The organism is Pseudomonas sp. IC_126, assembly GCF_004331835.1.
Taxonomy (GTDB): domain Bacteria; phylum Pseudomonadota; class Gammaproteobacteria; order Pseudomonadales; family Pseudomonadaceae; genus Stutzerimonas.
The window spans coordinates 448694-464609 of record NZ_SJSS01000002.1; the positions used below are offsets into that span (position 1 = coordinate 448694).

The 15916-nt window shown below is 61.6% G+C and carries 14 protein-coding genes; 8 read left to right on the top strand and 6 right to left on the bottom strand.

The window, feature by feature from the left end:
- Positions 1-5: 5 nt before the first annotated feature.
- The 3 genes from ectB to zwf all read right to left on the bottom strand — a co-directional run bounded on the left by ectB (position 6) and on the right by zwf (position 3893).
- On the bottom strand, positions 6-1283 hold the full coding sequence (gene ectB, locus E0D86_RS07550) for a diaminobutyrate--2-oxoglutarate transaminase (RefSeq protein ID WP_131649395.1): 1278 nt from the start codon (positions 1281-1283) through the stop codon (positions 6-8).
- Complete coding sequence (ectA, locus tag E0D86_RS07555) at positions 1280-1813, bottom strand: diaminobutyrate acetyltransferase (protein WP_131649396.1); 534 nt, start codon at positions 1811-1813, stop codon at positions 1280-1282. Before ectA ends, ectB begins: the two co-directional genes overlap by 4 nt.
- Before the next feature lie 655 nt (positions 1814-2468).
- Positions 2469-3893: a glucose-6-phosphate dehydrogenase gene (gene zwf / locus E0D86_RS07560; RefSeq protein ID WP_371924057.1), complete on the bottom strand. Its 1425-nt coding sequence runs from the start codon at positions 3891-3893 to the stop codon at positions 2469-2471.
- A 177-nt stretch (positions 3894-4070) separates the two neighbouring features.
- Between zwf and hexR the strand changes: the two genes are divergently transcribed.
- Both hexR and E0D86_RS07570 read left to right on the top strand, forming a co-directional pair.
- Positions 4071-4937 carry a transcriptional regulator HexR gene (gene hexR / locus E0D86_RS07565; RefSeq protein ID WP_131649398.1) on the top strand — a complete coding sequence of 289 codons (867 nt, stop codon included), beginning with the start codon at positions 4071-4073 and terminating at the stop codon, positions 4935-4937.
- Positions 4938-5025: 88 nt separating this feature from the next.
- Positions 5026-5241 carry a PA3496 family putative envelope integrity protein gene (locus E0D86_RS07570; protein ID WP_131649399.1) on the top strand — a complete coding sequence of 72 codons (216 nt, stop codon included), beginning with the start codon at positions 5026-5028 and terminating at the stop codon, positions 5239-5241.
- Here the strand turns inward: E0D86_RS07570 and E0D86_RS07575 are convergent.
- Positions 5183-6130, bottom strand: a complete 948-nt coding sequence (locus E0D86_RS07575; RefSeq protein ID WP_165914223.1) for a LysR family transcriptional regulator — start codon at positions 6128-6130, stop codon at positions 5183-5185. The two genes, E0D86_RS07570 and E0D86_RS07575, sit on opposite strands and share 59 nt — an antisense overlap.
- Before the next feature lie 248 nt (positions 6131-6378).
- Here E0D86_RS07575 and E0D86_RS07580 point away from each other — a divergent pair, with 248 nt between their 5' ends.
- The 4 genes from E0D86_RS07580 (at position 6379) to E0D86_RS07595 (ending at position 11031) form a co-directional block, all read left to right on the top strand.
- Positions 6379-7794, top strand: a complete 1416-nt coding sequence (locus tag E0D86_RS07580) for an acetyl-CoA carboxylase biotin carboxylase subunit (RefSeq protein WP_131649401.1) — start codon at positions 6379-6381, stop codon at positions 7792-7794.
- Between the two features lie 10 nt (positions 7795-7804).
- The gene (gene oadA, locus E0D86_RS07585) at positions 7805-9619 is read left to right on the top strand and encodes a sodium-extruding oxaloacetate decarboxylase subunit alpha (RefSeq protein ID WP_131649402.1); all 1815 of its coding nucleotides are present in this window, start codon (positions 7805-7807) and stop codon (positions 9617-9619) included.
- A 172-nt stretch (positions 9620-9791) separates the two neighbouring features.
- A complete protein-coding gene (locus tag E0D86_RS07590; protein ID WP_131649403.1) occupies positions 9792-10229 on the top strand; it encodes a CBS domain-containing protein in 438 nt (145 codons plus the stop codon).
- A 106-nt stretch (positions 10230-10335) separates the two neighbouring features.
- Positions 10336-11031, top strand: a complete 696-nt coding sequence (locus E0D86_RS07595) for a carbonic anhydrase (protein ID WP_131649404.1) — start codon at positions 10336-10338, stop codon at positions 11029-11031.
- Between the two features lie 45 nt (positions 11032-11076).
- Here E0D86_RS07595 and E0D86_RS07600 read toward each other — a convergent pair whose 3' ends face one another.
- Positions 11077-11529 carry a thioesterase domain-containing protein gene (locus tag E0D86_RS07600; protein ID WP_131649405.1) on the bottom strand — a complete coding sequence of 151 codons (453 nt, stop codon included), beginning with the start codon at positions 11527-11529 and terminating at the stop codon, positions 11077-11079.
- A gap of 123 nt (positions 11530-11652) precedes the next feature.
- Positions 11653-12057, bottom strand: a complete 405-nt coding sequence (locus tag E0D86_RS07605; RefSeq protein WP_131649406.1) for a YkgJ family cysteine cluster protein — start codon at positions 12055-12057, stop codon at positions 11653-11655.
- A gap of 191 nt (positions 12058-12248) precedes the next feature.
- Here E0D86_RS07605 and E0D86_RS07610 point away from each other — a divergent pair, with 191 nt between their 5' ends.
- On the top strand, positions 12249-14708 hold the full coding sequence (locus E0D86_RS07610) for a glycogen/starch/alpha-glucan phosphorylase (RefSeq protein WP_131649407.1): 2460 nt from the start codon (positions 12249-12251) through the stop codon (positions 14706-14708).
- Between the two features lie 195 nt (positions 14709-14903).
- The gene (locus tag E0D86_RS07615) at positions 14904-15914 is read left to right on the top strand and encodes a class 1 fructose-bisphosphatase (RefSeq protein ID WP_131649408.1); all 1011 of its coding nucleotides are present in this window, start codon (positions 14904-14906) and stop codon (positions 15912-15914) included.
- The last annotated feature ends 2 nt before the right edge of the window (positions 15915-15916 follow it).

A 15916-nucleotide genomic window follows, 5' to 3' on the forward strand; every position in this document is an offset into this window, starting at 1 on the left:
GCTCCTCAAGAAACGGCTTGATTGGTGTCCTGCTCGGACATCACGGCGGCAAACGCCTTGTCCAGAATGCTCATGGCCTTGTCGATCTGCTCTTCGCTGATCACCAGCGGGCAGAGGCACTTGACCACTTCGCTGTGGGCACCGCTGGTCTCGATCACCAGACCGTTCTCGAAGGCATGGCGGCAGACCGCAGCGGCGGTGTCGCCATCCGGGCAGCTGATGCCGATCATCATCCCGCGGCCTTTGACGAACAGCGAATCCGGGCCATAGCGGCGGACGATCTTGTGCATGCCATCGGCGATGCGCTTGCCCTTGGCCTGAACACTTTTAGCGAACTCGTCGTCCTGCCAGAAATGCTCAAGGGCGGCGGCTGCGGTGACGAAGGCGTGGTTGTTGCCGCGGAAAGTGCCGTTGTGCTCGCCGGGGTTCCACTGGTCCAGCTCCTTGCGCAGTAGCACCATGGCGAACGGCAGGCCGAAGCCCGACAGCGACTTGGAGAGGGTGATCATGTCCGGCTTGATGCCCATTTCTTCGAAGCTGAAGAAGCTGCCGGTGCGGCCGCAGCCAGCCTGGATATCGTCGATGATCAGCAGCATCTCGTGCTTGCGGCAGAGTTTTTCCAGCTTGCGCACCCATTCGGCGGACGCGGCGTTCAGACCGCCTTCACCCTGTACCACTTCGACGATCACCGCAGCCGGCTTGTCGATGCCGCTGGAGGGGTCGGTCAGCAGTTTGTCCATCATGCCGATGGTGTTGACCTTGTCGCCGAAGTAGTTGGCGTAAGGCATGCGGCTGACGTCGGTCAGCGGTACGCCAGCGGCGCCGCGGTGATGCTTGTTACCGGTTGCCGCGAGGGCGCCGATGCTGCAGCCGTGAAAGCCGTTGGTGAAGCTGATGACGTTGTTGCGACCGGTCACCTTGCGCGCCAGCTTCAACGCGGCTTCAACCGCGTTAGTACCGGTCGGTCCGGTGAACTGCATGACGTAGTCCATGTTGCGCGGCTTGAGAATCAGGCGACTGAAGGTCTCGAGGAAACGCTCCTTGGCATCGGAGTACATGTCCAGGCCATGAGTGATGCCGTCGTCGCTGATGTAGTCGAGCAGCGCCTGCTTGAGCACCGGATGGTTGTGGCCGTAGTTGAGCGTGCCGGCACCAGCGAGAAAGTCGATGTAAGACTTGCCGTCGCGGGTGATCAGCTCGGCGCCACGCGCCTGTTTGAAAACCACGGGAAAGGATCGGCAGTAGCTGCGAACGCCGGATTCGTGCAGTTCGAAAGTTTTCATGCGTTTTCCTCTAATTCTTCTTCTGAATGGGGTGCGGCGAACGGGCCGGCGCGATAGAGCACTTCGTCTTCGTGCTTGCCGGCGAAATGTTCGGCGCGAGCGAACAAGGTGCGAGTGCTGTAGTCAACTTCGAGCTTGGCGAAAGCCTTCTTGAACAGCGCCTGTGATGCCCCGTTGTCCGGCGAGATGGTGGTTTCCAGATAGCGCACGTCCTGTTCTCTGGCGACCCGTGCGATCAGGGCCATCAGCATGCGCAGAGCCAGACCTTGGCCGCGCATCGACGCGTCAACCGCGACCTGCCAGACGAACAATGTGTCCGGGCGGGAAGGCGGGCGGTAACCAGAAATGAAACCTACCAATCGGCCATCCGCATCGGCGGCGGCAATGGAGGTATCGGCGAAATCGGAGCATTGCAGCAGGTTGCAGTACACCGAATTGGTGTCCAGAGGTTGGCAGCGCGCTACCAGCTCATGGAGGGGATAACCGTCGCCGTCGGTGGGGCGACGGAGCGTTACGGTAGGAACACTCAAAACAAGACCTTTGGGGTTGCTGATTGAAATCCTTTATTAGAATAAACACATCAAAAAATTAATCTCAACCCAAGTCGCCGATCATGGGTAGCGGATCGCCGCTGATATCTCCGAAGTTCGTGTTTTATCGAGAAAGTTGAATTAGCCGATGGCAGCTTGGAATTCGCTTTGATCCGAGTTGAATATCCTGCTGGATATTGGCGGGACCAGCCGCGAAGAAATAGGCCGATTCAGAGGCCTGGATTACGACTGTATTCAGAGACCATGCGCCGCCGTCGAAGGCTCCGGTGAAACCCTCATGGGGCGGGGCTTGAGGCGGATTCCGGTTGTGCGGATCCGACAACGGATCGCGGCCGCTTTTCACGGCGGTTGAATTAACCGAGCTTGCGCTGGCAACTAGGGAAAATGGGGTGGCAGAACTAAGGGCCGAGCCGCCGATATCGTTGCTGGATATCGGCGATCCGTTTCCAGGGAGATGGCGACTTCATCGCATTGATGAATTTTTTTGTGGTCGCCCGACAGAGCGGCGATGAATACGAACTTAATCCTTAGTTCTCGAGCGCCTGATACGTTAGTTGCCCTTACTTGTGCGAACCGCTCTGTCCCAATGGCTGAAATGAACGTCGGTGTGTCGAAAATCGCCCCGTTCGGCAGCTCAGCGCCACCATTGCCGACCTTGATGCTCGATCAGCTGACGGGCCTGCTCGGGGCCATCGGTGCCGGCCGGATATGGCCTCGGTTTGCGGTAATGGTTCTGCCAGCCGCGCAGGATCGGATCGACCCAGTTCCACGCCGCTTCCACCTCATCGCGGCGCATGAACAGCGTCGAATCGCCTTCGATCACATCCAGCAGCAGACGCTCGTACGCCTCCCAGCGACGCGTGCTGCTGAAGGCGTTGGCCAGGTTCAGATCCAGTTCCACCGGCTCCAGCTGCATGCCTTTGCCGGGTGCCTTGGCCATCAGTTGCAGGCTGATGCTTTCTTCGGGTTGCAGGCTGATCACCAGGCGGTTGACCTCGCCTTTGGTGAACAGCATGTGTGGCACCTGCTTGAAGGTGACGATGATTTCCGAGCGCTTGCGAGCCATGCGCTTGCCGGTGCGCAGGTAGAAGGGCACGCCGGCCCAGCGCCAGTTGTTGATCTCGGCCTTTACCGCGACGAAGGTTTCGGTATCGCTGTCGTTATCGACATCCTGTTCGAAGTAGTAGGCCTGCACATCGTGGCCGCCGATGCGCCCGGCGCTGTACTGGCCGCGCACGGTCTTGTCCTGCACGTCGTTGCCGGTGATGGGCTTGAGCGCCTCAAGGATCTTGACCTTCTCGCCGCGTATCGATTTGGCGTCGAAACGCACCGGCGCCTCCATTGCCACCAGGCAGAGCAGCTGCAGCAGATGGTTCTGCAGCATGTCGCGCATAGCGCCGGCGTGGTCGTAATAGCTGCCGCGATTCTCGACGCCGAGGGTTTCGGCCACGGTGATCTGCACATGGTCGATATGACCGCTGCGCCAGATCGGCTCGAACAGGGCGTTGGCGAAACGCAGTGCCATGAGGTTCTGCACCGTCTCCTTGCCCAAGTAGTGATCGATCCGGTAGATCCGCGACTCGGGGAAGACCGCGCCGATCGCTTCGTTGATCTCGAGCGCCGAATCCAGGGAGTGGCCGATGGGTTTCTCCAGCACGATGCGCGCGTCTTCGCCGGCCAGTCCGGCGCTTTCGAGATTGGATGCGATGGGCACGAACAGCCTCGGCGCGGTCGCCAGGTAATGCACCCGCACGCGTCCTTCGGATGGGCCGAGGTGATGCGCAAGACCGAGGAATTCGCCACGCTGGGAGGCATCCATGGCGAAGTAATCGAGGCGTCGACTGAACGCTTGCCAGATGTCGACCTCGAAATCGGTGCGCGCGATGCCGGCGCGGCAATGGCGCTCGGCCAGGGACAGGAATGCGTCGCGGTCGATCTCCTGGCGAGCAATGGCAAGGATGCGCACGTCATCGTGCAGTCGCCGCTCACGGTGCAGGTGGTAAAGCGCAGGGATGAGTTTGTGTAGCGCCAGATCGCCGGTACCGCCAAATACCAGCATGTCGCAGGAAATGGACACAGCGTCGCTCCTAGCTAGAAGGTGAACTCAATAGGTGGGCGATGCTGCAGGCCTTGTAGTATAACTACAAGCCCACTACAGCCAGCCGGCAAGGTAGCTGTGAGCGCATCGCTGCGTTTGACCTTCCTTGCCCGGTATTGATCATAGCGAGTCCGGAACGTGAACCTGCTGCAACACATCGCCCAATCGAGAAGTTCGCTGCGCAAGTCGGAGCTCAAGGTGGCCGACCATGTACTGCTCGATCCGGCTGCGGTGATGCACAGCTCCATGGCGGATCTGGCTCATGCAGTGGGCGTCAGCGAGCCGACCATCGTGCGCTTCTGTCGCGCCATCGGTTGCCTCGGTTTTCAGGATCTCAAGCTCAAACTGGCGCAGAGTCTTGCCGCTGGCGCCAGCTTCGGCCAGTTCGCCATTAGCGAGAACGATTCGGTCACCGACTTCGCGCTGAAGATTTTCGACACCACCCTGCATACCCTGATGGACGTGCGCGAACGCCTCGACTCCGACGCGCTGGAGCGTGCCGTGGCCGCCATGGCCAAGGCCGAACGGGTGGAGTTCTACGGATTCGGCGCGTCCGGTGCGGTCGCGACCGATGCCCAGCACAAATTCTTCCGCCTGCTGCTCAGCGCGGCGGCGTATTCCGATCCGCATATGCAGGCGATGTCGGCGGTCACGCTGAAGCCCACCGATGTGGCTATCTGCATTTCCCAGTCGGGGCGTTCCAAGGATCTGCTGATCACCGCCAATGTGGTGCGCGAATCCGGCGCCACGCTGATCACGCTCTGTCCGAGCCAGACGCCGCTGGCGGAGCTGGCGACCATCAACCTGGCCATCGATGTCCAGGAAGACACCGAAATCTATACGCCGCTGACCTCGCGCATCGCCCATCTGGTGGTGATCGACGTGCTGGCGATGGGCGTTGCCATGGCGCGCGGGCCGAGCTTGGTTAACCACCTCAAGAGCGTAAAGCGCAGCCTGCGCAGCTTGCGCCTGTCACCCAAGTCGGTGAAGCCGCACGAAGATTGATCGTCTTCGAAACGTCATCGACCTGACCTCATAGCGTCACCCATAGCTCCGATGCTGAACCTCCCAGTACCTTTCTCGGGAGAACCCCATGTCTCAGCACCGTGAAACCTACGTCAACCTCGATGCCCGTGCCCGCCGCAAGCTGCAGGACGAGCGCCGCATGTATTTCCGTCGCGCCATTGAAAGCTACGATGAGCAGCGCCAATTGCATGCGCAGCTGATGGAGTTCCCCGATCTGCTGATGGTCAGCCCGTTGCTGGAGGCTGGGGCGGAACGCCGGCAAAACGCGTCGCCAATGCGCTGATCTGCGCACGTTCTTCACGGATGAAGGCGAGGAAAGCTTGGGCGACCGGGCTGAGCCGCTTTGCCCTCGGGTGCACCACGCACCAGCTGCGGTACAGCGGCAGTTCCTGAACCGGCAGCTCGCGTAGCAGACCGTGCGTCAGTTCAAGGTGCACGGCGTGGCGCGGCATCAGCGCCACGCCAAGTCCAGCCACTACGCTTTCGCGCAGCGCATCCAGCGAGGCGACTTGAATCGTCTGGGCAAAATGCGCGCGCTTTTGGCGCAGATAGTCCTCGCCTGCCTTGCGCGTACCCGATCCCGGTTCGCGTACGAGCAGCGGGTAGGCGGTCAGGTCCTGCAGGGTCAGCTCGGCCGCCTGGCTCAGCGGATGATCGGCTGGCGCGACGGCGACGATCGGGTTATTCAGAAACGGCAGGAATTCCAGATCCATGTCGGTCGGGACCTGGGAAATGATCAACAGATCGTCGCGGCTGATCGACAACCGCTTGACCGCCTGCGCATGGTTGACCACGACCAGCTCCAGATTGACTTCCGGATGCTGCCGCTTGAAGGCGGCGAACAGGTGCGGGGTGATGTACTTGGCGCTCGATTCCACGGCAAGGTTCAGCTGCCCGTGTAGCGAGCCCTGCAAATCCGAAAGCTGCATGTCCAGACTGTCCAGGCGGCCGAAAATGTCGGTGCTGGCGCGCTGCAGCGCTTCGGCCGCCGGGGTGAGATGGAGCTTTTTACCCAGGTATTCGAATAGCGGCTGGCCAATCAGGTCTTCGAGTTGGCGGATCTGCAAACTCACCGCTGGCTGCGTCAGGGCCATCTCCTCGGCCGCTCGGCTGTACGAACGGCTTTCGCACACCGCCCGGAATAGCTGAAGCTGGCGCAGTGTTATGCGCATCATGGTTTTTCGCATATTTCGCCGCTCTTGCTTGTTTTTGTACCTTCGATCACGAGAACTGACCCCGCCGAGGCCGCGATCTAGCGCGCTTAAACGCAAGCTATAAGTAATTGCTTATTCAACGTCAAACAATTATTTATTTTCGGTAATCATGCCGGTGGGCGTAGGGTTTAAACGCTTGCATTGAGTGCAAGCGCCACACGGCCCCACGAGGTGGCCGCCTGCTAATCGACCGAGGGAATGACAGCGTGATCAAGAAGCTGCTGATCGCCAACCGCGGTGAAATTGCCGTCCGCATCGTGCGGGCCTGTGCCGAAATGGGCGTGCGCTCGGTGGCGGTATTCGCCGAGCCTGACCGCCATGCGCTGCACGTCAAGCGCGCCGACGAGGCGTATTTCATCGGTGACGACCCGCTGGCCGGCTACCTGAACCCGCGCAAGCTGGTGAACCTGGCCGTCGAGACCGGCTGCGATGCGTTGCATCCGGGTTACGGCTTTCTCTCGGAGAATGCCGAGCTGGCGGAAATCTGCGCCGAGCGCGGCATCAAGTTCGTCGGTCCAAGCGCCGAAGTCATTCGCCGCATGGGCGACAAGACCGAAGCCCGGCGCAGCATGATCAAGGCCGGTGTACCGGTCACGCCCGGCACCGAAGGCAACGTCGCCGATGTCGAGCAAGCGCTGGCCGAGGCCGAGCGCATCGGCTACCCGGTGATGCTCAAGGCGACTTCCGGCGGGGGCGGGCGCGGCATTCGCCGCTGCAACTCTCGCGAGGAACTGGCCCAGGCCTACCCACGGGTAATCTCCGAAGCGACCAAAGCATTCGGTTCGGCGGACGTGTTCCTCGAGAAATGCATCGTCGAGCCCAAGCACATCGAGGCGCAAATCCTGGCCGACTCCTTCGGCAGCACCGTGCATCTGTTCGAGCGCGACTGCTCGATCCAGCGCCGTAACCAGAAGCTCATCGAGATCGCGCCCAGCCCTCAGCTGACTCCGGAGCAGCGCGCCTATATTGGCGATCTGGCAGTGCGTGCGGCCAAGGCGGTGGGCTATGAGAATGCCGGCACCGTGGAGTTCCTGCTCGCCGATGGCGAGGTGTACTTCATGGAAATGAATACTCGGGTGCAGGTGGAGCACACCATCACCGAGGAGATCACCGGCATCGACATCGTCCGCGAGCAGATCCGCATCGCTTCGGGCTTGCCGCTCTCGTTCAAGCAGGAAGACATCCAGTATCGCGGCTTCGCCCTGCAGTTCCGCATCAACGCCGAGGATCCGCGCAACAACTTCCTGCCCTGTTTCGGCAAGATCACCCGTTACTACGCGCCTGGCGGCCCGGGCGTGCGTACCGACACGGCGATCTACACCGGTTACACCATTCCGCCGTACTACGACTCGATGTGCCTGAAGTTGATCGTCTGGGCGCTGACCTGGGAAGAGGCGCTGGCCCGTGGTTCCCGCGCGCTGGACGACATGCGCGTGCAGGGTGTGAAGACCACCGCCTTCTACTACCAGAAGATTCTCGAAAATCCGGATTTTCGCAGCGGGCAGTTCAACACCAGCTTTGTCGATAACCACCCGGAATTGATGACCTACTCGATCAAGCGCAAGCCGAGCGAACTGGCCCTGGCCATCGCCGCCGCCATCGCTGCCCACGCAGGACTGTGAGGAACGAACCATGACTGCTCAGAAAAAAATCACCGTTACCGACACCATCCTGCGCGACGCCCACCAGTCGCTGATCGCTACCCGCATGCGCACCGAGGACATGCTGCCGATCTGCGAGAAGCTCGATCGGGTCGGCTATTGGTCGCTCGAAGTTTGGGGCGGCGCGACCTTCGACGCCTGCGTGCGTTTCCTCAAGGAAGACCCTTGGGAGCGCCTGCGCCAGCTCAAGGCTGCGCTGCCCAATACCCGCCTGCAGATGCTCTTGCGTGGGCAGAACCTGCTTGGTTATCGGCACTACGCCGACGATGTGGTCGAGGCCTTCTGTGCCAAGGCGGCGGACAACGGCATCGACGTATTCCGCATCTTCGATGCTATGAATGATGTACGGAACCTGGAAACAGCGATTCGCGCGGTCAAGAAGACCGGCAAGCACGCCCAGGGCACCATCGCCTACACCACCAGCCCGGTACACACCATCGAGCTGTTCGTCGAACAGGGTCGGGCAATGCGCGACATGGGTGTCGATTCGATCGCCATCAAGGACATGGCTGGCCTGCTGACGCCGTTCGCCACCGGCGATCTGGTGCGTGCGTTGAAGGCAGAAATCGACCTGCCGGTGTTCATCCATTCTCACGACACCGCCGGCGTCGCCAGCATGTGCCAGCTCAAGGCCATCGAGAACGGCGCCGATCACATCGACACCGCTATATCCTCCATGGCATGGGGCACCAGCCATCCGGGGACCGAGTCGATGGTCGCTGCCCTGCGTGGCACACCCTATGACACCGGGCTCGATCTTGAACTGATTCAAGAGATCGGCCTGTACTTCTACGCAGTGCGTAAAAAGTACCATCAGTTCGAGAGTGAGTTCACCGGCGTCGATACCCGTGTGCAGGTCAATCAGGTGCCCGGCGGGATGATTTCCAACCTGGCCAACCAGCTCAAGGAGCAGGGCGCGCTCAACCGCATGGACGAAGTGCTCGCCGAGATCCCCCGCGTGCGCAAGGACCTCGGCTATCCGCCGCTGGTCACGCCGACCTCGCAGATCGTCGGCACCCAAGCATTCTTCAACGTGCTGGCCGGCGAGCGTTACAAGACCATCACCAATGAAGTGAAGCTCTACCTGCAAGGCCGCTACGGCAAGGCGCCGGGCACCATCGATGCCAAGCTGCAGCGCCAGGCCATCGGCGGCGAGGAGATCGTCGAGGTGCGTCCGGCCGATTTGATCAAGCCGGAACTGGACAAGCTGCGCACGGAGATCGGTGCGCTGGCGAAATCCGAAGAGGACGTGCTGACCTACGCCATGTTCCCGGACATCGGCCGCAAGTTCCTCGAGGAACGCGAGGCCGGCACCTTGCAGCCTGAAGTACTGCTACCGATTCCGGACGGCAACGCGGTGGGTACTGCAGGCGGGGAGGGCGTGCCGACCGAGTTCGTCATCGACGTACACGGCGAGACCTACCGTGTCGACATCACCGGAGTCGGCGTCAAGGGCGAAGGCAAGCGGCATTTCTTCCTCTCCATCGACGGCATGCCGGAAGAAGTGGTGTTCGAGCCATTGAACAACTTCGTCGGCGGCGGCGCTGGTGGTCAGCGCAAGCAGGCCAGCGGTCCGGGCGATGTCAGCACCAGCATGCCGGGCAATGTGGTCGACGTGCTGGTCAAGGAAGGCGATGTGGTCAAGGCCGGCCAGCCGGTGCTCATCAGCGAGGCGATGAAGATGGAAACCGAAATTCAGGCGCCCATTGCCGGTACCGTGAAGGCTGTGCATGTGGCCAAGGGCGATCGCGTGACGCCCGGCGACCTGCTGATCGAGATCGCCTGAGCCCGAGCCGTGCCTGGATACGTCCAGGCACGGTATAGGTGTCTTCCTTGCCGGCGCATGCGTCTTTTGGAACGGCGTGTTTCAAGCGCGGAAAAACGCTTTACCCACCCGTGCCTGCGGATGATGCTACGAACGGCGTCCGGCTTGGGGGCGGCATGGAGGAGATGAAACCATGAAAACGGTAGGACAGGTCGTCAGCAGCAAGTCGAACTTGAGCGTGCATACCATCGCGCCGACCGACACGATATTCACGGCGCTGCAGGTGCTGGCGGAAAAGAACGTCGGTGCACTGCCGGTGGCCGAAGCTGATGGTCGCTTGGTCGGCATCGTCAGTGAGCGCGACTATGCGCGCAAATGTGTCCTCAAAGGGCGTTCGTCGTTCGCGACTCCCGTGAGCACGATCATGAGCGTCAACCTGGTGACCGTCGAGCCGCATCAGGGACTGGAAGAATGCATGCAGCTGATGACCGATCGGCACTTGCGCCACCTGCCGGTACTCGAAGCGGGCAAGCTGGTCGGCATGCTTTCCATCGGCGACGTGGTCAAAGAGCTCGTCGCCGAGAAAGAAAGTTTGATCCAGCATCTCGAACAGTACATTCGCGGCGAATAATTAAACCCGCAACTGGCGTGTGAGCGCCGGTCCGGTCGGGTCTCGGCGCCCGCTTCGGCACGATCTGCCGGCGCGGGCTCAACCCATACAGAAAGAGATGTCGTACATGAGCCTCGAAGACAAGACGAGCGAAACGGCGCAGGAAGCGCTCGACAACCTGGTCGCGGGCGTCATGCGCTTTCGCGAGGATGTCTATCCGCAGCAGCGCGAGTTGTTCTCCAAACTTGCCCACGAGCAGACGCCGCGGGCGATGTTCATAACCTGCGCCGATTCACGGATTCTCCCGGAGCTGATCACCCAGAGTTCGCCGGGCGATCTGTTCGTGACCCGCAATGTCGGCAACATCGTGCCGCCTTACGGCCAGATGAACGGTGGCGTGTCGACTGCGATCGAGTTCGCCGTGATGGCGCTGGGCGTCAAGCACATCATCATCTGTGGACATTCGGATTGCGGCGCAATGAAAGCGGTGCTCGACCCGTCCGGGCTGGACCGCATGCCGACGGTCAGGGGCTGGCTGCGTCATGCCGAGGTGGCCAGGACCGTGGTGGAAGAGAATTGCGGCTGTGCCGATGACAGCACCTTGCGCATCCTCACCGAGGAGAACGTGCTGGCGCAGCTCGAACACCTGCGCACGCACCCTTCGGTAGCGGCGCGACTGGCCAGCGGCCAGCTGTTCATTCACGGCTGGCTCTACAACATCGGCACCAGTGAAATCCGCGCCTACGATGCGGCGCGCGGCGAGTTTCGCCTAATCGGCGACGGCCCGCTGCCGATGGCGACGCCCAAATCGCGTTACGTCTGAGAGGGTACGGATTGGGCTTCGCAACGAAGCCCAACGGCGCCAGCGCTATTTATGCAAGACGAACTGGCCGGTGAAGCGCACGGCGTCGCGGCCATCGGCTGCGAGAATGCGGCTGTGCAGCGTGAGACGTGAGCGGCCGCGACGCCGGTAGATCGTCTCGAAGCGCTCCCACGCGCCGTCGTCCGGCGCCGAGCAGATCGCCGTCGCGTCATCTACCACCGGTAGCGGATAGTCGATCTGGCCTTCGTGAATGACGATATGGCCGTCTTCGATACCGGCCTCGCGCAAGCGCAGGTGCAACCAACCCCAGCCAGCCAGCACCGACGCGCAATACAGGCTGCCGCCGAACATGCTGCTCTTGTGGTTGATGTTCGCTTGCAGCGGGACCTTCAGGCGCAGCTCATGGTTTTCCCACTGATCGACACGCAGGCCCATCGCCCGGGTCAGAGGGATGTCGTGATGCAGAATGGCTTCCAGATAGCGGCTATCGCGGCTCATGCCGGGTGGATTCCTAAACGTTTGCAGATACAGGCAGACGCCAAGCATGACCGCTGAGTCACGATATTGCCAGTTTCTAAAACCGCTTTTCGCCGCTTTCAGGAGACCATGCGACGGTTTGCATCAGCGCGCCGCGGCTTTCTGCTGATAAGCGCAATAACCGGGACGCGGGCCGATTCTGGGGTGGTTGCGGCAGGTGTCCGGGCGCTTGGCGTAGACCGTGCACAGGCGCGTCTTGCGGTCCAGATACAGGCAGTCGCCATTGGCCAGCCGGGTCAGGGTGAAGATGCCATGCTTCTGATTGAAGTGCTCGACGATGCCCGCTTTGCTCAGGCGCTTGGCGACGTTCTTCAGCGGCTCGTCACGTTCGAAGGCATCGACTACTTCCAGGCGAATCAGGTCGTCGATGCGCACTTCGACCGGTAGCGTGCAGCAAGTGGCGTGGCAGTCGCGACACAGCCCGTTGCTGTAGCGGGCCCAGGTTTCCAGGCGGTCGGGGTCGGCGGAGGCGATCAGGCGTGTCTTCACGGAGGCGGTATCGGTAATGGCGGCGCGCGATCATAACGACCCTGGGTTGAATTTCCAGCGAATCCGACGAGTCGAACGCCGGACAGACGGTCGCGCAGATTCAACTGAAACCTGCAAACCTGTCTGCATTGCCCTTTGCCGAGGTGGCCTGTGCTGCCATGAACCCCTTCCCAGCTCCATGAGGTCTGTCCATGTCGCAAGAACCCACTGCTCCTGACGCCGATGCTGTCGCAGCCTTCCGCAATTCGATCATCAGCAAGCTGACCTATTCGATCGGCAAAGACCCGGAGCATGCGTCCGATCACGACTGGTTCGAAGCGGTCGCGCTGGCTACGCGCGATCGCATGATCGATCAATGGATGGACCGTACGCGCGAGAGTTATCGGGAGGGCAAGAAGCGGGTTTATTACCTCTCGCTGGAATTTCTCATCGGACGTTTGCTCACCGACAGCCTGAGCAACCTCGGCCTGCTCGACGTTGCGCGCGAAGCCCTGGCGGATGTCGATGTGGATTTCGACCACATCCGCCTGACCGAGCCGGATGCGGCGTTGGGCAACGGCGGTCTTGGCCGGCTGGCGGCCTGCTTCATGGAGAGTATGGCGACGCTGGGCATTGCCGCCCATGGTTACGGGATTCGCTACGATCACGGCCTGTTCCGCCAGGCCATCGTCGATGGCTGGCAGCACGAGCAGACCGAAACCTGGCTGAATTTCGGCAACCCCTGGGAGTTCGAACGGCCCGAGGTCGGTTATCTGATCGGCTTTGGCGGTAGCGTTACGGCCATGCCGCACGACGCCGCCGGGCAGGAGCAGCCCAAGCATTTCTGGCACTGGGCCGAAGGCGTGCGCGCGATTGCCTACGACACGCCGGTGGTCGGCTGGCGCGGGGCAAGCGTCAATACGCTGCGCCTGTGGCGCGCCCGCGCCGAGGCGGATTTCCATCTGGAGCGCTTCAATGCCGGCGACCATATCGGTGCCGTCGCCGAAGAAGCCCGCGCCGAAAGCATCTCGCGCGTGCTGTATCCGGCCGATAGCACCGAGGCGGGCCAGGAGCTGCGTCTGCGCCAGGAATATTTCTTCGTGGCGGCCTCGCTGCAGGACCTGCTGCGGCGTCATCTGGATCAGCGTGGCACCTTGATGAATCTGCCGGAATTCGCCGCCATCCAGCTCAACGATACCCATCCGGCCATCGCCGTGGCGGAGCTGATGCGGCTGCTGGTCGATGTGCACGATATCCCTTGGCGCAAGGCTTGGGAGCTGACCGTCAATACGCTGTCCTATACCAACCACACGCTGCTGCCGGAGGCGCTGGAAACTTGGCCGGTGGGCCTGATGGAGCGCCTGCTGCCGCGGCACATGCAGATCATCTACCTGATCAATGCCCAGCACCTCGATGCGTTGCGCGAGCGCGGTATACATGACCTGGACCTGCTGCGTTCGGTCTCGTTGATCGAAGAAGGGCATGGCCGCCGGGTGCGCATGGGTAACCTCGCGTTCCTCGGTTCGCACTGCATCAATGGCGTGTCGGCGCTGCACACCGGGTTGATGCGCGAGACGGTGTTCACCGATCTGCATTCGCTGTACCCCGAGCGGATCAGCAACAAGACCAACGGCATCACCTTCCGCCGCTGGCTGTACCAGTCCAATCCGCAATTGACCCGGCTGCTCGTCGAGCATGTCGGCGAAGAATTGCTCGATGCGCCGGAAACGGTGCTGCGCCAGCTTGAGCCCTATGCCGATCAACCGGATTTCCGCGCGCGCTTTGCCGCCCAGCGGCTGAACAACAAGCAGCTGCTGGCGCGCATGATCCAGGAGCGGCTGGGCATCAGCGTCGACCCGAACGCACTGTTCGACGTGCACGTCAAGCGCATCCACGAATACAAGCGACAGTTGCTCAATCTGCTGCACACCGTGGCGCTGTACCAGGCGATCCGCTCCGATCCGGGCCGCAACTGGGTACCACGGGTGAAGATTTTCGCGGGCAAGGCGGCGGCCAGTTATCACACGGCCAAACTGATCATCAAATTGACCAACGACATCGCGCGGACCATCAACGATGACCCGACGGTGCGCGGCTTGCTCAAGGTGGTGTTCCTGCCCAACTACAACGTCAGTCTGGCCGAGCGCATCATCCCGGCAGCGGATCTGTCCGAGCAGATTTCCACTGCGGGACTGGAGGCTTCGGGCACCAGCAACATGAAGTTCGCCCTCAACGGCGCGCTGACCATCGGCACGCTCGATGGCGCGAACGTGGAAATGTCTGAGCAGATCGGACGCGAGCACATGTTCATCTTCGGCATGACCGCGCAGGAGGTCGAGGCGCGCAAGCAGGCCAACGAGTACAACGCCGAGGCGATCATCATCGACTCTCCGCGCCTCAACGAAGTGCTCATGGCGATTCGCAACGGCGCATTCTCGGCTGACGACCCCGGTCGTTACACAGCGCTGATCGACGGTCTGAAATGGCACGACACCTTCATGGTTTGCGCCGACTTCGAAGCCTATTGGCAGGCGCAGCTGGAAGTCGAAGCGCGTTGGAGCGATGCCGACAGCTGGTGGCGTTCCGCCGTGCTCAATACGGCGCGTACGGGCTGGTTCTCCTCGGATCGGACCATTCGTGAGTATGCCGAGGAGATCTGGAAGGTGCTCTGAGCACTAGTGCATGGCGCTGCTGCCTCGAAGGCGATCGTAGAGTCGCCAAACCCGCGCCAGAGCGGCTGAGAGGCGGCGCCTGCAGGCACTTTGCCGTTGCGCTGAACTCTGTGGTCTCAGGGCAGGTCTGAGGCAGGGTTAGTTTCCCCTCGGCCTGCTAAACTGCGCGGGTTTTTCATCCTCCGGAGCCATTCCATGTCACGCGTAACCCTGAGTCGCTACCTGATCGAGCAGACCCGCAGCAACAACACCCCGGCGGACCTGCGCTTCCTAATTGAGGTAGTGGCCCGAGCGTGCAAGGAAATCAGCCACGCCGTGTCCAAGGGCGCGCTCGGCGGCGTGCTCGGCAGCGCTGACAGCGAGAACATCCAGGGCGAAGTGCAGAAGAAGCTCGACGTGCTGTCTAACGAAATCCTGCTCGAGGCCAACGAGTGGGGCGGCCACCTGGCCGGCATGGCGTCGGAAGAAATGGACAACGCCTACCAGATTCCCGGCAAATACCCCAAGGGCGCCTACCTGTTGGTCTTCGACCCGCTGGACGGCTCCAGCAATATTGACGTCAACGTTTCGGTTGGCACCATCTTCTCGGTGCTGCGCTGCCCGGGCGAATGTTTCACGCAGAACGATGCGCTCGGCGAAGAAGCATTCCTCCAGCCCGGCACCAAGCAGGTCGCTGCCGGCTATGCCATCTACGGCCCGCAGACCATGCTGATCCTGACGCTGGGCAACGGTGTCATGGGCTTTACCCTGGACCGCGAACTGGGCAGCTTCGTCCTGTCCCACGAGAACCTGCGCGTACCCGAGTCGACGGCCGAATTCGCCATCAACATGTCCAACCAGCGTCACTGGGAGCCGCCGGTGCAGCGCTACGTCAGCGAGTTGCTGGCCGGGGCCGAAGGCCCGCTGGGCAAGAACTACAACATGCGCTGGATCGCCTCGATGGTGGCCGACGTGCATCGTATCCTGACCCGCGGCGGCATCTTCATGTACCCGCGTGATGCCCGTGAGCCGGGCAAGGCGGGCAAGCTGCGCCTGATGTATGAAGCCAATCCGATGTCCTTCATCATCGAGCAGGCCGGCGGTGCCGCCACCACAGGCACGCAGCGCATCCTCGATGTCCAGCCGACTTCGCTGCACCAGCGCGTCCCTGTCTTCCTCGGCTCCAAGGAAGAGGTCGAGCGCGCCACCGGCTACCACCAGGACTGATC